The organism is Streptomyces sp. NPDC005863, assembly GCF_042871345.1.
GTDB lineage: Bacteria > Actinomycetota > Actinomycetes > Streptomycetales > Streptomycetaceae > Streptomyces.
Window position 1 is genome coordinate 166903 of sequence record NZ_JBIAII010000005.1, and the last position, 19633, is coordinate 186535.

Here is a 19633-nt window from a genome sequence, read left to right on the forward strand (position 1 = left end):
GAGCGTTGCCGGGTCTGCCGAGTCTAATGTTCCGGAACCGGCAACGGCGTCCGGGAGTAGTTTTCCGGGTCACACAAACGGCGGAACCCCGCGCCCCGTAAGGGGCGCGGGGAACTGCGCGCTCAGCCACAGGCGGCCGGCAGGCACAAGACCTGGGAAACCACCCCAAGCCCCGAAGGGGCACCCTTAGGCGCGCCCCGCCGACTTCTGGGTCCGCCGCGAAATAGAGTCGATGACCACCGCGGCGAGCAGAACCGCACCCGTGATCATGAACTGGATCTCACTCGCCATGCCGAGCATGTTCAGGCCCTGCTGGATCGACTGGATGACCAGCATGCCGAGCAGCGCGGACCACACCTTGCCGCGCCCGCCGAAGAGGCTCGTGCCGCCGATGACCGCCGCGGCGATCACCATCATCAGCGTGTTGCCGCCGCCCAGGCTCTTCGTGGCGCCGCCCGAGAGGCTGGCGATGAAGAGGCCGCCGAAGGCCGCGAGCATGCCGGAGATGGCGAAGACGATGATCCGGACCCGGTCGACGTTGATGCCGGCCCGGCGCGCGGCCTCCGCGTTGCCGCCGACCGCGAAGACCTGGCGGCCGAAGGTGGTGCGCCGCGCCACGAAGTCCGCGATCACCAGGACGGCGAGGAAGAGCACCAGGGCCAGCGGCAGACCGCGGGCGCCGTCCGGCTCGTTCAGCTCGTACGCCGCGCCGCCCGCGAGGACGGCGACGACGACCGTGCGCAGCACGATCTCGCTGACCGGCCGGGACGGCAGCCCGGCGGACCTGCGGCGCTTGCTGTCGAGCAGCAGGGAGGCCGCGTACGCGACGATCGCGACGGCCGCGAGTCCGTAGGCCGCGCCCTTCTCCGCGAAGAAGTGCCCGGTGAGATTCTCGACGACGCTGCCCTCGGGCGTGTTGATGCTGCCCTCGCCGCCCATCAGCCAGATCTGTACGCCGCTCCAGCCGAGGAAGCCCGCGAGGGTGACGACGAAGGCCGGCACGCCGATCTTGGCGAAGAAGAAGCCGTGCAGGGCGCCGATGACCAGGCCGGTCAGGACGGCGATGAGCACCGAGAGCCAGTCGTTCATCTCGTGTGTGACGTTCAGCACGGCCCAGACCGCCGCGCCCATGCCGGCCACGGAACCGACCGACAGGTCGATCTCGCCGAGCAGCAGGACGAAGACGATGCCGACGGCCATGATGCCGAGGCCGGAGGTGAAGACCGCGATGTTCGCGAGGCTGCTCGCGTCCAGGAAGTGCTCGTTCTTCAGCTGGAAGATGATCGCGATGACGATCAGGCCCACGACGACCGGCAGCGAGCCGAGCTCGCCGCCGCGCATCTTGCGCTTGAACTCGGTCCAGTAGCCGGCCAGGCCCTCCTCGCGGACGAGCAGCCGGGGGTCGACGACCGGGACCGGCGCGGCCGACTTGTCCACCTGGGCCGGCACGGTGCCGCTGCCGGTGCCCGGGGCGGAGGCGTCCGTGGCGGGGGCGTCCGCGGCGGGCTTCGGGTTCTTGGCGAGGTCGCTCACTTCGCGTCCTCCTTCGTGACCGAGGCCGAGCGCGCCGAGCGGCGGGTCACGGCGTTGTCCGTGGCGCCGGTGATGGCGGCGATGATCTCTTCGTTGGTGGTGTCCGCGACGGTGAAGGTGCCGTTGTTGCGGCCGAGCCGCAGTACCGCGACCCGGTCCGCGACGGCCTTCACGTCGGCCATGTTGTGGCTGATCAGGATCACGCCGTGGCCGCGCTCGCGCAGCCGCTCCACCAGGTCGAGGACCTGGGCGGTCTGCTCGACGCCGAGGGCCGCGGTGGGCTCGTCGAGGATGACGACCTTGGGGTCGCCGACCAGCGCGCGGGCGATGGCAACGACCTGGCGCTGACCGCCGGAGAGCGCCGCGACCGGGATGCGGACGCTGGGGATGCGGATGGAGAGGGTGTCCAGGAGCTCCTTGGCCCGCTTCTCCATCTTGATCTCGTCCAGGACGGACGCGGTCCTCAGCTCGCTGCCGAGGAAGAGGTTGGCCACGACGTCGAGGTTGTCGCAGAGCGCGAGGTCCTGGTAGACGGTGGCGACGCCGAGGTTCTGGGCGTCGTGCGGGCGTCCGATGCGGACCCCCTTGCCCTCCCACTCGATGGTGCCGTCGTCGATCGGGTGGACGCCCGAGATCGTCTTGACGAGCGTGGACTTGCCGGCGCCGTTGTCGCCGACCAGGGCGACCACCTCACCGGTGTGGATTTCGAGGTCTACGTCCGTGAGCGCCTGGACGGCGCCGAACCGCTTGGAGACCCCGCGCAACGCCAGCACGGGCGTAGCGGACACGTGAATCAGCTCCTTCGCCGCCTGACCGGCGGGGATGGTGGTGCAGCAAGGACAGTGCCCGGGAAAAATCAGCCTTCCGCGGGCAAGTCCGGTGCCCGCCCCCCGTTTGCGGGGCGGTTTGATGGGGCGGGCACCGGACCGGTACCGGGATTCCCTTCCGTACGGGCCCGGGGAGCGCTCTCACGCGCCACCGGGCCCCACTTCGTACGAACGGGCTTACCGCAGACGGGCGTTACTTGATACCCGCGGCGTCACAGGCCTTCTTGTACTGGGCCGTGCAGATCTCGCTGGCCTTGTACACCTTGTCCTTGATGATCGTGTCGGCGACCTCGTCCTTGGTGATCGCCTGCGCGTCGTACAGCTTGGCCGGGATGCCCTTGACGTCGCCGCTGAGCGAGTCGACCTTGCGGTCGGCGAGGGCGTCGATGTCCTTGCCCTTCAGTAGCCGCACGGCGATCTCGGCGGTGGTCTCGGCCTCCGGCTTGATCTGCTTGTAGATCGTGTAGTCCTGGGTGCCGCCCAACAGGCGCTGCACGCCCGCGAGTTCGGCGTCCTGGCCGCCGACCGGGACCTTGATGCCGCGGCCCTTGAGTGCGGTGATCGCCGCGCCCGCCATGGTGTCGTTGGCGGCGTAGACGCCCTGGATGCCGTCCTTGCCGAGCTTGTCGATCGCGGAGGACATCTTGCGGCTCGCCTCTTCCGGCGACCAGTCCGGGATGTCCTGCTCGTACGCGATCTTCTTGACCTTCTTGTCGAGCACCGAGTGGGCGCCCTTCTTGAAGAAGGGGGCGTTCGGGTCGGTCGGAGAGCCGTTGAGCATGACGACGTTGGCGTCCTTGGCCTTCGGGCCGAGGGCCTTGACCATGGCCCCGCCCTGCAGCCGGCCGATCTTCTCGTTGTCGTAACTCACGTACGCGGCGAGCGGGCCCTCGGCGAGGCGGTCGTACGCCACGACCTTCACGCCCTGCTTGTCGGCCTGCTTGACCCACGACTTGGTCGACTTGTAGTCGACCGCGTCCAGGATGATGACCTTGATGCCCTGGGTGACGAGCGCGTCGAACTGCTTCTTCTGCGTCTCGATGTCCTGCGCGGCGTTGTTGTACTTGACCTTGCAGTCCGAGCAGAGTTCCTTGATCTTCGCCTCCATGAAGGGGCGGTCGAAGGTCTCGTAGCGCGTGGTCTTGTTCTCGGGGAGCAGCAGACCGATGGTCTTGGTGTCGCCGCCGCTGCCCTTGTCGTCGTCGTCGCCGGCCTTGCCGCACGCGGTCATGGCCAGTGCCATCGAAACCGCTGCGGTGCCTATGACGACGCGACGCGTCATTGCGTTCATTGGGGTGCCTCCCTGACGAGGCCGCGACGTTGCGGCCGAGGTGGCTCGAAGTCAACTCGGCCGCCACACCAGCGTCAAGGAGTAAATCCTTAACGAGATGACAACGGTGCCATGCGTTATCTAAGTGAAGGCAGGCGCCTGCGCGGGGAGGCTTCCGTCCAAAAGGGTGGAATCCCCCATCTCGCTGAGCGCGAGGGCCAGCGCGCCGAGCACCTCGGCACGCCCGCCGAGCGCCCCCGGCAGCACGGACAGTCGGCGCGCCGCACTGGGGATGGCGTACCGCCCGACCGACTCCCGGATGGGCCCGAGCACGAGCTCGCCGGCCTCCGCGAGATCGCCGCCGAGCACGACACGGGAGGGGTTGAGGAGGTTGCAGAGGTTCGCGACGCCGCTGCCGATGTGCCGGCCCACGTCGGCGATCACCCGCCGGCACCCCGGGTCGCCGTCCCGCGCGAGCCCGACCACCCGCTCCATGGTCAGATCGGTGCCGTGGCTGGACTGCAGCAGCGGCAGCACGTACCGGGCGGCGGCGAAGGTCTCCAGGCAGCCGCGGTTGCCGCAGCGGCACACCGGGCCCGACTCGTCGAGCGTGATGTGCCCGATCTCCCCCGCCGTGCCGCCGGGCCCCCGGTAGATCCGCCCGCTGATCACGAGCCCGGCGCCGACGCCGCTGGCGACCTTGATGTACGCGAGGTCCTTGACGCCGCGGCCGCTGCCCCAGACCAGCTCGCCGAGCGCGCCGAGGTTGGCGTCGTTGTCGACGTGCACGGGCACCCCGAGGCGGCCCTGCAGCTCCTCGGCGGGCTTGGTGCCGGTCCAGCCCGGCAGGATCGACGTGGAGCCCAGCGTGCCGGACTCCACGTCGATGGGTCCCGGCACGCCGAGCCCGACCCCGGCGATCTTCGTACGGTCCACTCCGGTCGCCGCGATCAAGCGGCTGACCAGCTGTTCGGCCCGGTCGAAGCCCTGCGCGGCGGACGCGTCGACGTCCAGCGGCTCGGACTCCTCGGCGAGCAGCTGGTGGGCGAGATTGCCGACCGCCACACGCAGATGGGTGTGGCCGAAGTCGACCCCGATGACGATGCCCGCGTCACCGCTGAGCGAGACGCTGCGGGCCCGCCTGCCGCCCGCCGAGGTGGGCGTGACCTCGACCGTCCCGGCGTCCTTGAGCTCCCGGACGATGTTGGAGACGGTCGCGGCCGACAGGCCCGTCGTCCTCGCGATCTCCGCCTGCGTGAGCGACCCGGCGAGCCGTACGGCGCGCACGACCCGTTCGAGATTGGCCCGGTGCAGAGACGACTGCGACCCCGGAGTCTCCATTGACTCTCACCCTTTGCCCTCTTTCGGGCGGCCCGTGGGCCCCCCGCGACACCGGCCTCGGAAACGCCTACCGGGCCATGTACAAGTTATGAACTCCAAACTCTGCTGAAGGACTCGCTGTAGTCAAGTCGTTGAGGGAAATCCGGACCCTCCACCCAGCGAATACCGGAAACGGCCGCCCCGTACCGGGAGCGACCGCCTCCGTACTCCTTCCGACGGGCCGCACGCCCGTCCTCCCGGCTATTTCACCGAGCCCGCCGTGAGTCCCGACACCACATGCCGCTCGATGAACGCGAACAGCACGATGACCGGCACGATGGCGACGACCGACGCGGCGAAGAGGTAGTTCCACTGCACCGTGTAGTTGCCGATGAAGTTGTTGATGCCGACCGTCAGCGGCTGCTTCTCCGGCTCCGTCGTGAGGGTCAGGCCCATCACGAACTCGTTCCACGAGGTGATGAAGGTGAAGATCACGGCCGTGACCACGCCCGGCAGGGCGAGCGGCAGGGTCACCTTGATCATGGCGCCGAAGCGGCTGGTGCCGTCCACCATGGCGGCCTCCTCCAGCTCCGGCGGGATGGAGCTGATGTAGGCCGTCAGGATCCACACCGCGAAGGCGAGGTTGAACGCCGCGTTGGTGAGGATCAGGGTCCAGACCGAGTTCAGCATGTCCAGCTCGTGGAACTCGCGGTAGAGGCCGACCAGCAGCGCGGTGGGCTGGAACATCTGGGTGACCAGGACGAGCAGCAGGAAGAGCTTGCGGCCCCGGTAGCGCATACGGGCCGTGTAGTACGCGGCGGGCAGCGAGACGAGCAGGACCAGGAGCGTGGCGCCGCCCGCGACCAGCAGGGTCACCTGCAGGTTCTGGCCGAGCTCGGACTCCTTCCAGACGTCGATGAAGTTGGCCCACTCCAGCTTGCCGGGCAGGTACGTGCGGTCGCGCAGCTCCTCCTTGGGGCGGAGCGCGGTGACGACCATCTCCAGGTACGGCGCGAGGAAGACCGCGGCGAGCAGCCAGGCGCAGGCCGTGACGACCAGCGTGCGGGGCCGGAAGGCGCGCCGGGCCTTCGCGGGGCCGCCGTTCTTGTGGGGCGCGGGGCGGGTCGCCGTCGCGGTGGCCATCAGTCCTCCTCGTTCCACCGGCTGACCTTCAGGAAGATCAGCACGAGCACCACGACCATCAGGAAGTTGACGACCGACATGGCCGCGGACTCGCCGATGTCGGTCTCCTTCAGCTTGTACATGAACACCATCGACGTGGAGGTGTCGTAGCCCGGACCGCCCTGGGTCATGGCCCAGATGATCGGGAAGGAGTTGAAGACGTTGATGAGGTTGATGACCACACCGACGAGGAAGGCGGGCCGCAGCATCGGGAGCGTGATGTGGCGGTATGTCTGCCAGGGGCCGGCCCCGTCGATCCGCGAGGCCTCGTAGACGTCCTGGGGGATGGTCTGCAGGCCGGCCAGGAGCGTGTACGTGGTGAAGGGCAGGGAGACGAAGACGGCGACCGCCATCATCCACGGCCAGGCGGTCTCCGGCTTGCCGAGCCAGTCCTTGGAGCTGTCGATCAGACCGAGGTCGAGCATGAAGGTGTTGAGCACGCCCGCGGTCTGGTTGAGCATCCACTTGAAGCCGATGGCGGTCATCAGGACGGACGCCGCCCACGGGGCGATGAGCGCCCAGCGGGTGATGCGGCGGCCCGGGAACTTCTGGTTGAAGAGCTGGGCCAGGGCCAGCGAGAGCAGCATCGTCGCGGTGACGACGACGACCGTCCACAGCACCGTCCAGAGCAGGACGGAGCCGAAGTCGCTCTCCTCGAAGAGCTTCTTGAACTTGTCGGTCCCGGCGCTGCCGCGCACCTTGCCGGCGATGGAGATGTTGAGGAACGAGGTGCGGATCAGCTCGACGACGGGCCAGACGACCACGGCGAGGATCAGCAGGATGACGGGCGCTATCCAGGGCAGCGGACCGAGCCGGGCCAGACCGCTGCGGCGGCTCACCGGCCTGGGTGCGCGCCCGCCCCGTCCCCGGCCGGAATCGGCCGGGGACGGAGGGGCCTTCAGGGACACAAGGACTCCTTGCGGACGGGGTGGCGTGGGTGAAGGGGGCCCGGCCGGGCGTTACTTGGCCTCGGCCGCCGCCGACTCCGCCTTCTTCTGCAGGTCGCCGAGGACCTGCTTGGGGTCGTCGGATACGGCCTTGCCGCCGGTCTTCTTGATCTCGGCCGAGACGACGTCCCAGGTGGTGTCACCCAGCGGGTAGAACTTGGCGTTCGGCAGCACCTGGAAGAACGGCACGAGGTCCGTGTGCTTGCCGTTGCCCTGCATCGTCTTGAGGGCGTCCTGGGTGACCGGCATCAGGTTGTACATCTCGTCGAACGCCAGCATCTTCTTGGAGTACGTGAAGTCCAGGAACTTCTTCACGCCCTCCTTCTTCGCGCCGCCGTCCTTGAACGCCATCATCCAGTCGGCCACGCCGAGGGTGGACTTCAGCGGCCCTTCCTTGCCGGGGATGGGCGCGACGCCGTAGTCGACCTTGCCCTCCTTGGCCATCTGGATGAGGCTCGGGTGGCCGTTGAGCATGCCGACCTTGCCGGCCGCGAAGTCGGCGAAGGCCGTCTTGCGGTCGGTGGAGGCGGGGTTGGCGTACGTCAGGCCGGGCTTGACCAGCTTGGTCTTGAGCCAGTCGAAGGTCTCGACGTTCTTGGCGCTGTCGATCGTGTACTTGCCGCCGGCGTCGGTGTAGCCGCCGCCGTTGCCGAGCTCCCACATCATCGACTCGCCCTGGGTCTCCTCGGGGCCGAGCGGCAGCGCGTAGGGGGTGTCGGCGGCCTTCTTGTCCTTGATCTTCTTCGCGGCGGCCGCCAGTTCGTCCCACGTCTTCGGCGGGCTCTTGATGCCGGCCTTCTTGAAGACGGACTTGTTGTAGAACATCACGCGGCTGGAGGAGACCCACGGGATGCCGTACTGGGTGCCGTCGACCTCGCCGGCCTTGGCGAAGGTGGGGATGAGGTTCTCGCGCGTCGCGGGCGACATCACCTCGTCCGCCTTGTAGAGCAGGTCGTCGGCGACCTTGTCGGCGTAACCGCCGGTCTGCAGCAGGTCGGGCTCGTTGCCCGCCTGGATCATGTTCTTGACGGACTTGTCGATCTCGTTCCAGTTGATGACCTGGACGTCGACCTTGTAGCCCTTGTTGGCCTTCTCGAATTCCTTCTTGACCTGGTTCCAGTACACCTTGGAGGCGTTGGAGGCCTTGTCGCCGTAGTCGGCGGCGACGAGCTTGATGGTCTTGCCGTCCCCGCTGTCGCTGTCACCCCCGCAGGCGGTAAGGCTCAGCGCCATGGCGAGCGTTGCCGCACCGGTGGCGACTATTCGATTCCTCATGATGGTTCAACCCTTCGACATCGGTGTCGACTTGAGCGCGTCCAGTCGCCCCCCGCGGCCCGTTGCGCCGACACTACTCACCGCCCGATTCGCCTCGACAGGCCTAGACCACTTTCGTGGCCAACCTGAAATCACCTGCCTCACCACGTCACTTGATGGCCCCCGCGGTGAGACCGGCCTGTACCTGTCGCTGGAAGACCGCGTAGACGACGAGCACGGGGAGCATCGCGATGGTCAGGCCCGCGAAGAGCGCGCCCCAGTCGCCGCGGTAGCCCTGCGAGACGGCGAGCGAGGCGAGCCCCTGCGGCAGCACGTAACTCTGCTCGTCCTCGTTGTTGAGCAGCAGCGGGAGCAGGTACTGGTTCCACTGGCCGAGGAAGTTGAAGATGCCGATGCTGACCAGGCCTGGCTTGGCCATCGGCAGCATGATCTGGAAGAACGTCCGGGTGTGCGACGCCCCGTCGACCATCGCCGCCTCCTGCACGCCGGTCGGCAGCGTGCGGAAGAAGGAGGTCAGGAAGAAGGTGGTGAACGGCAGCGAGTACGCGATGTACGCGATCATCAGGCCCGGCCGGGTGTCCAGGAGGCCGAAGTTCTCCATGACCGCGAAGAGCGGCACGAGGGCGAGGATGACCGGGAACATCATGCCGCCCGCGAACAGCATGAAGATGAGGCGGTTGCCGGGGAAGGTGAAGCGGGCGATGACGTAGGCCGCCATCGAGCCGAGCAGCATCGTGCCGGTCAGCGAACCCGCCAGGATGATCAGCGAGTTCAGGGTGTACTGCCCGATGCTCGCCTTGCTCCACGCGTTGGAGAAGTTCTCCCAGTGGAAGGAGGCAGGCCAGCCCATCGGGTCGCTGAGGATCTCCGCCGAGGGGCGGAACGCGGTGAGCGCGACCCAGATCAGCGGCCCTGCGGCCAGGATGACCCACAGGACGAGGAAGGCGTGCGAGAAGACGTTGAGGGTCGCGCCGCCCGCCTCCTTCTCACGGCGGGGCGCGGCGGTGGTCTCGGAACGGGGCGCGGTGGTGGTGGTCGTGGTCATGATGCAGTGGCTCCCGCGGTCTCAGTATTCGATCCGGTCGCGGTTCCCGACCCGCATGACGATCAGGGAGAACGCCATGCTCAGGAAGAGCAGGACGACGCCGATGGAGGTGGCGTAGCCGTACTGGCCGTCCCGGAACCGCTCGTAGAGGAAGACCGGGGTCACCTTCAGTACGTGCGGGGGGACCATGACCAGGCAGATCGCGAAGGTGTCCAGGGCCTGGATGCCCATGTAGATCCAGCCGGTGCGCACCGTGTCCCAGATCAGCGGGAGCGTCACGTTGAAGAAGGTGCGGGCGCGGCCCGCCCCGTCCAGGAGCGCGGCCTCGTAGATGTCCTTGGGGATCGCGCCCATCGCGGCGGAGAACAGGACGACGTAGAAGCCGATGAAGCTCCAGCTGATCACCGTGAGCAGCGAGATGATGCCGAGCGTCTCGCCGCCGCCCAGCCAGGCGGGGCCTTGGATGCCGACCTTGTCCAGACCGCCGTTGATCAGGCCGCTGTTGGTGTTGAAGACGCGGCCCCACACCACGGCGATGATGGCGACGGAGAGCACCTGCGGGAAGAAGTAGACGACCTTGTAGACCGAGGAGCCCGCGACGCCCGCGATGGCCTGTCCCCTGCGGTGCCGGCCGCCCGAGGTGATCATGTAGGCGAAGAACATGCCGAGGATCAGGGTGATCACGGGGGCGATGAGCAGCAGGAGCGCGCTCACCTGCAGGGAGTCCCAGAAGCGTTCGTCGTTCCACATCTTCTGGTAGTTGTCGAACCCGACGAAGTGCGCGACGGGACCGCCGGACCAGTCGGTGAACGAGTAGTAGATCGCCTGGAGGAAGGGCGAGACGACGAACAGCGCGTAGAACGCCAGCGGTACGGCCAGGAAGCCGACGATGAAGCGGTACTTGTCGAGCGTGCGGTAGCGCCGGTCGTAGCGCACCCGCTCGGGGGTGAAGCGGGGCGGCAACACCACCGCCAGGAGGAACAACGGCAGGCTCGGTGCGCCCGGTGCGGGCCGCGGGCCGCTCTTCTGCTTCTTCGGAGGTGGGGAGTTCTCCACCAGGGTGTCGGTCTTCACGCTGCTCAGCCCCGCCGCTCTTTCACATGCCTGGGTGCTCGGTTGCGTGCCCGGGTCCGGGGCCGTGCGGGCCCCGGACCGTCGGGCGGATCAGGAGGATCGGAAGGATCGGGAAGGCCGGGTCCGAACGGACCCGGTCAGGCCTTCTTGATCTTCGTGATGTCGGGGTCGTTCTTGATCCGGTCGGAGGCCTTCTGCATGGTGTCCATCGCCTGCCGGGCGCCGATCTGGCCCTGCATGAACTTGTGGATCATGTTGTTGAAGTCCTCGCGGAACAGCTCGTTGTACCAGTCCATGAACTGCGGGATGACGACGTTCTCGCCGGCCGCCTTGATCGCCGCCTGGGCGCTGGCCGTGCCCGAGGGCAGCTTCAGGCCGTCGATGGCGCCCTTGACGACGGGCATCGAGCCGACCTCCTTGAAGAGGTTGACCGCGGCCTCCTTGCTGTACATCATCCGCATCCACTCCAGGCCGCCCTGCACGTTCTTGGCCTTGGCGGGGACGATGAAGGGCTCACCGGCCGGGGCGTAGAGCGTGCCGAACGGCATCTTGTCGCCCGAGTCGAGCGACGGGGTCGCGCCCACCGCCATCCGGAAGTCCTTCGGCGTGGTGTCCTTGGCCTCGTTCTCCACCCAGGAGCCGTTGGGCACGAAGAGGCACTTGCCCTCCTTCGTCCACGCGGTCTGCATCTCGGTGTGCGCCTCGGTGCCGTCGAAGCCGGTCAGCACGTACTTCTTGGCGACCAGCTCCTCCCAGGCCTCGAAGACGTCCTTGACCGCGTCGTGCTTCCAGGCGTCCGGCTCCAGGTAGTCCATCGCCGTGGTGACGTCGCGGCCACCGCGCTGGGCGAACATCGCGTACATGCTGAAGAACATGTAGCGGGGGTGGCCGCCGGGGTAGCTCCAGCCGTGGATGCCCTTGGCCTTGGCCTTCCTGCAGACCGCGAGCATCTCGTCCCAGGTCTTCGGGTACTCCGCCTCCAGGCCCTCCTCCAGGAGCTTCTGGGAGTACCAGTTGCCGTACACCGTCATCGCGATGTTGAGCTGGTAGCACTCCTTGCCGCCGAAGCGGCCCATCTGCTCGACGACCGGCACCAGGGTCTCGCGCACGGTGACCTTCGGGTCGTCCCAGGAGGGCGACGCGAGCATCTCGTTGAAGTCGGCGACCTGCTTGTTGTGGACGAGCTTGCCGATGTTCATCTGGTCGGCGCCGGAGTTGTTGACGACGTCCGCCGTGGGCTTGCCCCGGACGATCTTCGGCTGGACCTGGGTGGCGATCTTCTCGGTGGGCTTCTGGTCCGTGTCGGACTTGGGGTACTTCTTGCCGTACATGTCCGTGACGAACTGGGCGTACTTGTCGCCGTACCCGCCGTTGAAGATGTAGACCGTGAGCCCCGCGTCCTCCTTGACGCCGAGCGGGTTCTTCTTGGTCTTCTCGCCCTTTTCGGCCTTGTTCTCGTCGCCGCCTCCGCTGGCGCAGGAGCTCAGTGCCCCCACGGCCGGCACCGCGAGCAGACCGGCGACAGCCGCCCGCTTCATGACATCACGACGGTTGACGCTGGTGGATCCCATGCTCAAGTCCTCGCCTTCTCCAGGACTCAGGCGGTGAACCGGACCCTCCCCGGCACCGCGGTGGTGTGAAGCTGGGGTCGTGCGGATACATCGGTGAAGCAGCAGGATGCGGTGGACCGGCCCGCGACCGGCCGGACGGCCCGCGCGGACGCCGACAGGTATAGTCCACTCGCGGTCGGCTGGGCAAGATCGAATACAGCTTTGCCCCGCCCCTTTTCCGAGTTGAGACCTGCGAAGATCCCTGGTGAGAACCTCTCGCAGATCGTTGCCGCAACCCCTGGACTTTCGCGCCGGTTTCCATGGACTTTCCCGCAAGGTACCGGCGGCGGCATGGGTGGCGGTCCCGCGACACGGACACGCCCGAACGACCCACGACACCCGTCAACAACCTTGACACCCATCACCACTTGACGCCCTACTAGACCTTGCGCAGCGATCGTGACAACGTTGTCCAACCCGCAAGGAGGGGCTCGGGGATGCCGTACACGGCACGCAGACCTCGTCTCAGACACCATCGTCCGCTCGGACCGGTCCCCCGTTCGGCCGCGGCCGTCGGGGCGCTGGTGCTCTCGCTCGTCGCGGCGGCACAGGGGGCCGCCGTCGCCGGGCCCGAGCAACCGCCCCGCTCGGAGCGGGAGTTCTCGTCCTCCTTCGAGAAGGGGGAAGCGCAACCCGACTGGCTGAACACCGTCGAGACCGGACCCGACGGCAAGAAGAAGGCCGCCGGGGTGAACGGCGAGTTCAGCTCCGGTCTGCCCGGCAGCGTCAACGACCACGTCACCGAGGTCCGCGCGAGCGGCGAGAACAGCGGCTCGGGCGAGGTCGCGGCGAACCTCGTCGACGGCGAGGCGACGAGCAAATGGCTGACGTTCGCCAAGGACGGCTGGGCCGAGTTCGACCTGGACGAGCCCGCGAAGGTCGTGACGTACGCGCTGACCTCCGCCAACGACCACGCGGAGCGCGACCCCAAGGACTGGACCCTGAAGGGTTCGACGGACGGCAAGGACTGGAAGGTCCTCGACGAGCGTACGGGCGAGACGTTCGACGGCCGCCACAAGACCGAGAAGTACGACATCGACAACGCCACGGCGTACGCGCACTACCGCCTCGACGTCACCGCGAACAACGGCGCGGACGACGCCCTGCAACTGGCAGACGTGCAGCTGTCGGTGGGCGGCGCGGACGCCCCGGCCCCCGAGGACATGCTGAGCCTGGTGGACCGGGGCCCCAGCGGCTCCCCCACCGCCAAGTCCCGCGCCGGGTTCACCGGAAAGCAGGCGCTGCGCTATGCGGGCAGCCACAAGGCGGACGGCCGCGGTTACTCGTACAACAAGGTCTTCGACGTCGACGTCAAGGTGGACCGGAACACCGAGCTCGGCTACCGGATCTTCCCCGCCATGGCCGAGGGCGACCGTGACTACGCCGCCACGAACGTCTCCGTGGACCTCGCCTTCACCGACGGCACGTACCTCAGCGACCTCAAGGCCGTCGACCAGCACGGCTTCTCGCTGACCCCGCAGGGGCAGGGCGCGGCCAAGGCGCTCTACGTCAACCAGTGGAACGACGTGGCGGCGCGGATCGGGCAGGTGGCCGGCGGCAAGACGGTCGACCGGATCCTCGTGGCGTACGACGCGCCCAAGGGCCCGGCCAAGTTCCGCGGCTGGCTCGACGACGTGTCCCTGAAGGAGAAGGCACCGGCGAAGCCGAAGGCGCACCTCTCCGACTACGCCGACACGACGCGCGGCACCAACTCCAGCGGCGGCTTCTCGCGCGGCAACACCTTCCCGGCCACCGCGGTCCCGCATGGCTTCAACTTCTGGACGCCGGTGACCAACGCGGGCTCGCTCAGCTGGTTGTACGACTACGCGCGCGGCAACAACGACGACAACCTGCCGACCATGCAGGCGTTCAGCGCGAGCCACGAGCCGAGCCCGTGGATGGGCGACCGGCAGACGTTCCAGCTGATGCCGTCGCTCGCCACGGGCACCCCGGACGCCTCCCGGACCAAGCGGGCGCTGCCCTTCCGGCACGACAAGGAGACGGCGCGCCCGCACTACTACGGCGTGACCTTCGAGAACGGCCTGAAGGCCGAGATGGCGCCGACCGACCACGCCGCGATGATGAGGTTCACCTATCCCGGTGACGACGCGAGCGTCATATTCGACAACGTCTCGGAGAAGGGCGGCCTCACCCTCGACAAGGACAAGGGCGTCGTCTCCGGATTCTCGGACGTCAAGTCGGGCCTGTCGACGGGCGCGACGCGGCTCTTCGTGTACGGGGTCTTCGACGCGCCGGTCACCGCGGGCGGCAAGCTGGAGGGCGGCGGTGGCGGCGACGTCACCGGTTACCTCCGCTTCAAGCCGGGGAAGGACCGCACGGTCAACCTGCGGCTCGCCACCTCGCTGATCAGCCTGGACCAGGCGAAGGCCAACCTCGCCCAGGAGATCCCGTCCGGCACCTCCTTCGACCGCGTCGAGAACCGCGCGCAGAAAGCGTGGGACGACATCCTCGGCAAGGTGGAGGTCGAGGGCGCGAGCGAGGGGCAGCGCACGAGCCTGTACTCCTCCCTCTACCGCCTCTACCTGTACCCCAACTCGGGCTTCGAGAAGGTGCGTTCGGCGGGCGGCAAGTCGACGTACAAGTACGCCTCCCCCTTCTCGCCGCAGACGGGCCCGGACACCCCCACCCACACCGGTGCGAAGATCGTCGAGGGCAAGCCGTACGTCAACAACGGCTTCTGGGACACCTATCGCACGACGTGGCCGGCGTACTCCCTGCTCACCCCGAAGAAGGCGGGTGAGCTGGTCGACGGCTTCGTGCAGCAGTACAAGGACGGCGGCTGGACCTCGCGCTGGTCCTCGCCGGGCTACGCGGACCTGATGACGGGCACGTCGTCGGACGTCGCGTTCGCCGACGCGTACGTCAAGGGCGTGAAGTTCGACGCGGAGGACGCGTACGACGCCGCGCTGAAGAACGCCACGGTGGTGCCGCCGAGTTCGGGTGTCGGCCGCAAGGGCATGGAGACCTCGCCGTTCCTCGGCTACACGCCCAGCGAGACGCACGAGGGCCTGTCGTGGGCCCTTGAGGGTTACCTCAACGACTACGGCATCTCCCGCATGGGCGCCGCCCTCTACAAGAAGACGGGCAAGAAGCACTACAAGGAGGAGTCGGAGTACTTCCTCAACCGCGCCCGTGACTACGTGAACCTCTTCGACGACAAGGCGGCAGGCGCCGGCACCTCCCCCGGCTTCTTCCAGGGCAAGGACGCCAAGGGCGACTGGCGGGTGAAGTCGGACAAGTTCGACCCGCGCGTGTGGGGCTACGACTACACGGAGACCAACGCCTGGGGTTACGCGTTCACCGCCCCGCAGGACTCGCGCGGCCTGGCGAACCTGTACGGCGGGCGGAAGGGGCTCGGCGACAAGCTCGACACGTACTTCGCCACCCCCGAGACCGGCTCCGCGGAGTTCGCGGGCTCGTACGGCGGTGTCATCCACGAGATGACCGAGGCGCGCGACGTGCGCATGGGCATGTACGGCCACTCCAACCAGGTCGCCCACCACGTGGCGTACATGTACGACGCGGCCGGGCAGCCGTCCAAGACGCAGGAGAAGGTCCGCGAGGTCCTCTCCCGCCTCTACACCGGCAGCGAGATCGGCCAGGGCTACCACGGCGACGAGGACAACGGCGAGCAGTCGGCCTGGTATCTGTTCTCCTCGCTCGGCTTCTACCCCCTGGTCATGGGCAGCGGCGAATACGCCATCGGGTCGCCGCAGTTCACGAAGATGACCCTGCACCTGGACAACGGCCGCGACCTGGTCGTCAAGGCGCCGAAGAACAGCGCGAAGAACGTGTACGTGCAGGGGCTCAAGGTCAACGGCAAGGCGTGGAAGTCGACCGCGCTGCCGCACGGGATCGTGGCGCGCGGCGGAGTCCTGGAGTTCGACATGGGCCCGAAGCCGTCGGCGTGGGGCTCCGGCAAGAACACGCAGCCGACGTCGGTCACGAAGGACGACAAGGTGCCGTCGCCGCGGAAGGACTCCCTGAAGGCAGGGGGTGCCCTCTTCGACAACACGTCGTCCACGCAGGCGACTTCGGACGCCGGGGCCCCCGTGACCCTGCCGGTGGAGAAGAGGACCAAGGCGGTGCAGTACACGCTGACGTCGTCGTCCGACAAGGCGAAGGCGCCGCGCGGCTGGACGCTCCAGGGCTCCGCCGACGGCAAGAAGTGGCGGACGCTGGACCGGCGTTCGGGTGAGTCGTTCGCCTGGGACCACCAGACCCGTGCGTTCACGGTGGCCCACCCCGGCTCGTACACGCACTACCGACTCGCGCCGACCGGCTCGGCGACGCTGGCGGAGGTGGAACTCCTGAGCTGAGCCTGGCGCGGGCGCCTGACCGGGGCCGTGCGGTGCCGTGAGTCGTCCGGCACCGCACGGCCCCCTCATGTGTCCGCGCCGGGGCGGTGCGGGTATGGGTGCGGGTGCGGGTGCCGGTTCAGGTGTCCGACGCGTGCCTCTGCATGACGAACTCGCACCACACCACCTTGCCGGGGTCCCGCTCGCCGACGCCCCACTTGTCGGCGAGCGCCGCCACGAGCAGGAGCCCGCGGCCCGACTCGGCGTCACCGTCCTCGCGCAGGTCGAGCACGGGCCGGCCGCCCCCGCTGTCGTGCACCTCGACACGGACGGCGCCGCCCGCGTGGCGCAGGTGCAGCCGGAATCCGCGGCCGGGCGGTACGCCGTGCAGCAGGGCGTTGGTCGCCAACTCGTCGACACAGAGGGTGATGTCGTCCGCGCGCTCGCCGCGGATCCCCCAATCCGCGAGGGCGGCGGCCGTGAAGGCGCGGGCCACGGGGACGGACCGGCGCTCGCGCCGGTAGAAGCGTTCACGCGGGGCGTGGGGGGTGAGGGGTGGAGTTTCGTCGTTCACGTGACGAGAGTCACGCTCCGTGGCCATGATGAAGCAGTACGTGAGCCCGTACGGCTGAGCTGTACGGGTTCATCGTGTGAAGCCACGGCATCGGGTGGGGAGTTGGACCGTATGAACAGCCCTAGGCGGCGGTCTCGCAGGAACGCGTCGGCGATGAAAATGGTGGGGGCGCTGCTCGCCGTCCACCGGGAGGCGGCCGGGTACACGCAGCGGTCGCTGGCGGAGCGGTTCGTCGTGAGTGAGGAGCAGATCGCCTCCATCGAGCAGGGGCGGCGGTCCCTGAAGATGGATTTGGCGGTGCAGTTGGACGACCTGTTGTGCACCCACGGCACGTTGGAGACTGCGGTCGCCAATATGCCGGAGGTGGATCTGGTTCCCCGGTGGGCGGAGGAGTACATGGACCTGGAGCGTGAGGCAGTTTCGCTTTCCTGGTACGACAACCAGGTGCTGCCGGGACTGATCCAGACTCCGGCCTACGCGCAGGGCGTTTTCCAGAACGAGGTTCCGGCGCTTACCGCGGACGAGATCGAACTCCGCGTGACGGCACGCATGGAGCGCCAGGACATCCTGCACCGGAAAGAGCCCCCGACGATCTGTTTCATCATCTCCGAGGTGACCTTGCTGGATCGCCTCGGAGGCGATCAGGTCCGTGCCGAGCAACTGGGTCGCTTGCGAGAAACGGCGTCGCTGCCGGGCATCACACTCCAAGTCATGCCGATCGGCCGCACGTCTCACGCCGGGCTTTCCGGGCCGTTCATCCTGATCGAAACCCCCGAACACCAACGGCTCGGGTACACGGAAGCGCAACGTGGAAGCCAGCTGATCGCCGACCCCGACGAGGTGTCCATTCTGGAACGCAAGTGTGCGATGCTGCGAACACAGGCCCTTGACGTAGAGCTCACTCTGGGCCTGTTGGACCGTCTGCTAGGAGAGCAATGAGCGGCATCGCGCTTACTTGGTTCAAGTCGAACTACAGCGGCAGCGAGGGCGGCGAATGCCTCGAAGTCGCGTACGCCTGGCGCAAGTCGAGCTACAGCAGTGAACAGGGCGGCGCCTGCCTAGAGGTCGCCGCTCACCCCGCCGCCATCCACATCCGCGACTCCAAGAATCCGGCGGGCCCCCACTTCACGGTCGCCCCGGCCACCTGGACCGCGTTCCTGTCCCTGCCCCGGGACGGCGCCCGCGCCTGACGCACGCGAGGGGGACGTCCGGCGATCGCCGGGCGCCCCACCCCGCCCGGCTCAGGCGGTGTGCAACGTGAGCCCATACCGTTGAAGGATCTCGTTCACCGGCTGGAACCACGTCTCGCCGCCGCCGGAACAGTCGCCCCAGCCGCCGGAAGTGACGCCCTGCGCCTGGTCGCCGCTGATGAACGAGCCGCCCGAGTCGCCCGGTTCGGCGCAGACGCTGGTCTTGGTCAGCTGGTACACCGTCCTGCCGTCGGAGTAGTTGACGGTCTCGTTCTTGGCGAGGAGCTGGCCGCAGTGCCAGTGCGAGGTGGACCCGGAGCGGCAGATGGACGCGCCGACGGGCGCTTCGGCCGAGCCGCGGACCAGTTGGTCGGAGACCGTGCCCCAGCCGAGGACGACCGGCACGGTCCACCAGCCGTTGCCGACGGAGACCCAGGCGTAGTCGTCGCCGGGGAACGACGAGCCCTGGAACGAGCCGACGGCGGAGTTGTCCCAGCCGCGCACCGCCTGGCCCGCGCCGCCGCAGTGGCCGGCCGTGACGAAGCCGCCGTACACGGAGAAGCCGATGGAGCAGCGGACGTTGCCGGTGTAGTACGGGTCGCCACCGACGGTTCCGGCGGCGAAGGTGCTGGGCCGGGCGGCGACCGTGTCGACCTGGACGGGCCCGGCGGCGCGGGCGCGGCGCAGGAAGGTGCTGACATCGTTGTCGGAACGGTGGCCCGCGACGACGTCCACGACGACGCGGTTCTTGCGGGGGTCGACGCGCCAACTGGCCACGTCGGCGGGGGCCTTGATCTTGTCGATCCGTTTCTTCGTCGCGTCCAGCGCGCGGGCGCTGTGCCGGACGACACGGACGTCGGCACCGGTCGCGCGGACGGCGGCGGCGGCCGTCCGCTGGGTCACGGCGACGGTGAGCCGTCCGGGGTCGGCCTCGAACCAGGACCCGGCGTAGGCGGCGCCCGCGACTTTGCGTGCCGCGCGCTCGGTCTTGGTGGCCTTGCGCTCGTCGGCGAGGCGGTCACGCGCGGCGGCGGGGGTGAGGCCGAGGTCGCGCTGCATGGCCTGCAACTGGGCGCCGGTGGCGGGGGCTTGGGCCTTGGGGCCGGGTACGGGGGCGGGGCTCGCGGCGGCGGGGGTGAAGCCGGTGCCGACACAGGCGGCGGCGACCAGCAGGGCGGACAGTCCGAGACTCGTGCGGGTCTTGCGTCTCACCGGGGGGTCCTCTCGTCGTACCAGCGGGGGTGGTGGAACGGAGTCGAGTGCGTGAGAGCGCTCTCAGGTGCCGCGGGGAAGCGTAGGGATCCTTGTGGGACAAGTCCAGACCTGCCGCTCGCCTCCCCCGTGCCGCCGCTCCGGCAACTGGGGGTCATTTACGCCGTGTTGACCTTCGTGCGCGGGGAACACGGAACGTCTCACCCGGGTGGTCCGGGGGCGTCCCGTACTTCACGCGACGCCGCGACCGGCGTT

Annotated in this window: 15 protein-coding genes; 3 read left to right on the forward strand and 12 right to left on the reverse strand. The window is 68.3% G+C overall.

Features of this window, described 5'->3' with window-relative positions:
- Positions 1-186: 186 nt before the first annotated feature.
- From ACFYO9_RS19880 to ngcE, 10 genes are all read right to left on the reverse strand, one after another.
- Entirely contained in the window at positions 187-1533 is a 1347-nt protein-coding gene (locus tag ACFYO9_RS19880) for a sugar ABC transporter permease (protein WP_388666452.1), read from the reverse strand.
- Positions 1530-2330 (reverse strand): ATP-binding cassette domain-containing protein, encoded by an 801-nt coding sequence (locus ACFYO9_RS19885; protein WP_355806235.1) that lies wholly within the window; start codon positions 2328-2330, stop codon positions 1530-1532. Before ACFYO9_RS19885 ends, ACFYO9_RS19880 begins: the two co-directional genes overlap by 4 nt.
- A 223-nt stretch (positions 2331-2553) precedes the next feature.
- Positions 2554-3651 carry a substrate-binding domain-containing protein gene (locus ACFYO9_RS19890; protein WP_388666455.1) on the reverse strand — a complete coding sequence of 366 codons (1098 nt, stop codon included), beginning with the start codon at positions 3649-3651 and terminating at the stop codon, positions 2554-2556.
- Positions 3652-3771: 120 nt separating this feature from the next.
- Positions 3772-4971: an ROK family transcriptional regulator gene (locus tag ACFYO9_RS19895; RefSeq protein WP_358775249.1), complete on the reverse strand. Its 1200-nt coding sequence runs from the start codon at positions 4969-4971 to the stop codon at positions 3772-3774.
- Positions 4972-5211: 240 nt separating this feature from the next.
- A complete protein-coding gene (locus tag ACFYO9_RS19900) occupies positions 5212-6093 on the reverse strand; it encodes a carbohydrate ABC transporter permease (protein WP_358775251.1) in 882 nt (293 codons plus the stop codon).
- Positions 6093-7040, reverse strand: coding sequence for a carbohydrate ABC transporter permease (locus ACFYO9_RS19905; protein ID WP_388666458.1), 948 nt, complete (start codon positions 7038-7040; stop codon positions 6093-6095). Before ACFYO9_RS19905 ends, ACFYO9_RS19900 begins: the two co-directional genes overlap by 1 nt.
- 51 nt (positions 7041-7091) lie before the next feature.
- Positions 7092-8354 (reverse strand): extracellular solute-binding protein, encoded by a 1263-nt coding sequence (locus tag ACFYO9_RS19910; protein ID WP_358706145.1) that lies wholly within the window; start codon positions 8352-8354, stop codon positions 7092-7094.
- A 148-nt stretch (positions 8355-8502) separates the two neighbouring features.
- Complete coding sequence (locus ACFYO9_RS19915) at positions 8503-9399, reverse strand: carbohydrate ABC transporter permease (protein WP_358775252.1); 897 nt, start codon at positions 9397-9399, stop codon at positions 8503-8505.
- Between the two features lie 21 nt (positions 9400-9420).
- Positions 9421-10335 (reverse strand): sugar ABC transporter permease, encoded by a 915-nt coding sequence (locus ACFYO9_RS19920; protein ID WP_358775358.1) that lies wholly within the window; start codon positions 10333-10335, stop codon positions 9421-9423.
- Between the two features lie 275 nt (positions 10336-10610).
- On the reverse strand, positions 10611-12044 hold the full coding sequence (ngcE, locus tag ACFYO9_RS19925; RefSeq protein ID WP_358775254.1) for an N-acetylglucosamine/diacetylchitobiose ABC transporter substrate-binding protein: 1434 nt from the start codon (positions 12042-12044) through the stop codon (positions 10611-10613).
- Positions 12045-12520: 476 nt separating this feature from the next.
- On the opposite strand from ngcE, the gene ACFYO9_RS19930 reads away from it, so the two are divergent.
- Positions 12521-16423, forward strand: coding sequence for a GH92 family glycosyl hydrolase (locus tag ACFYO9_RS19930; protein WP_358775256.1), 3903 nt, complete (start codon positions 12521-12523; stop codon positions 16421-16423).
- Between the two features lie 118 nt (positions 16424-16541).
- Here the strand turns inward: ACFYO9_RS19930 and ACFYO9_RS19935 are convergent, their stop codons facing one another.
- On the reverse strand, positions 16542-17003 hold the full coding sequence (locus tag ACFYO9_RS19935; RefSeq protein WP_388666461.1) for an ATP-binding protein: 462 nt from the start codon (positions 17001-17003) through the stop codon (positions 16542-16544).
- Positions 17004-17129: 126 nt separating this feature from the next.
- Between ACFYO9_RS19935 and ACFYO9_RS19940 the strand changes: the two genes are divergently transcribed.
- Together ACFYO9_RS19940 and ACFYO9_RS19945 are read left to right on the forward strand one after the other, a co-directional pair.
- Positions 17130-17915 carry a helix-turn-helix transcriptional regulator gene (locus ACFYO9_RS19940; protein WP_358775260.1) on the forward strand — a complete coding sequence of 262 codons (786 nt, stop codon included), beginning with the start codon at positions 17130-17132 and terminating at the stop codon, positions 17913-17915.
- Positions 17912-18166, forward strand: coding sequence for a DUF397 domain-containing protein (locus tag ACFYO9_RS19945; protein WP_358775262.1), 255 nt, complete (start codon positions 17912-17914; stop codon positions 18164-18166). Before ACFYO9_RS19940 ends, ACFYO9_RS19945 begins: the two co-directional genes overlap by 4 nt.
- A gap of 51 nt (positions 18167-18217) precedes the next feature.
- On the opposite strand, the gene ACFYO9_RS19950 is transcribed toward ACFYO9_RS19945, so the two are convergent.
- Positions 18218-19378, reverse strand: a complete 1161-nt coding sequence (locus tag ACFYO9_RS19950) for a S1 family peptidase (RefSeq protein WP_355804969.1) — start codon at positions 19376-19378, stop codon at positions 18218-18220.
- Positions 19379-19633 lie beyond the last annotated feature (255 nt).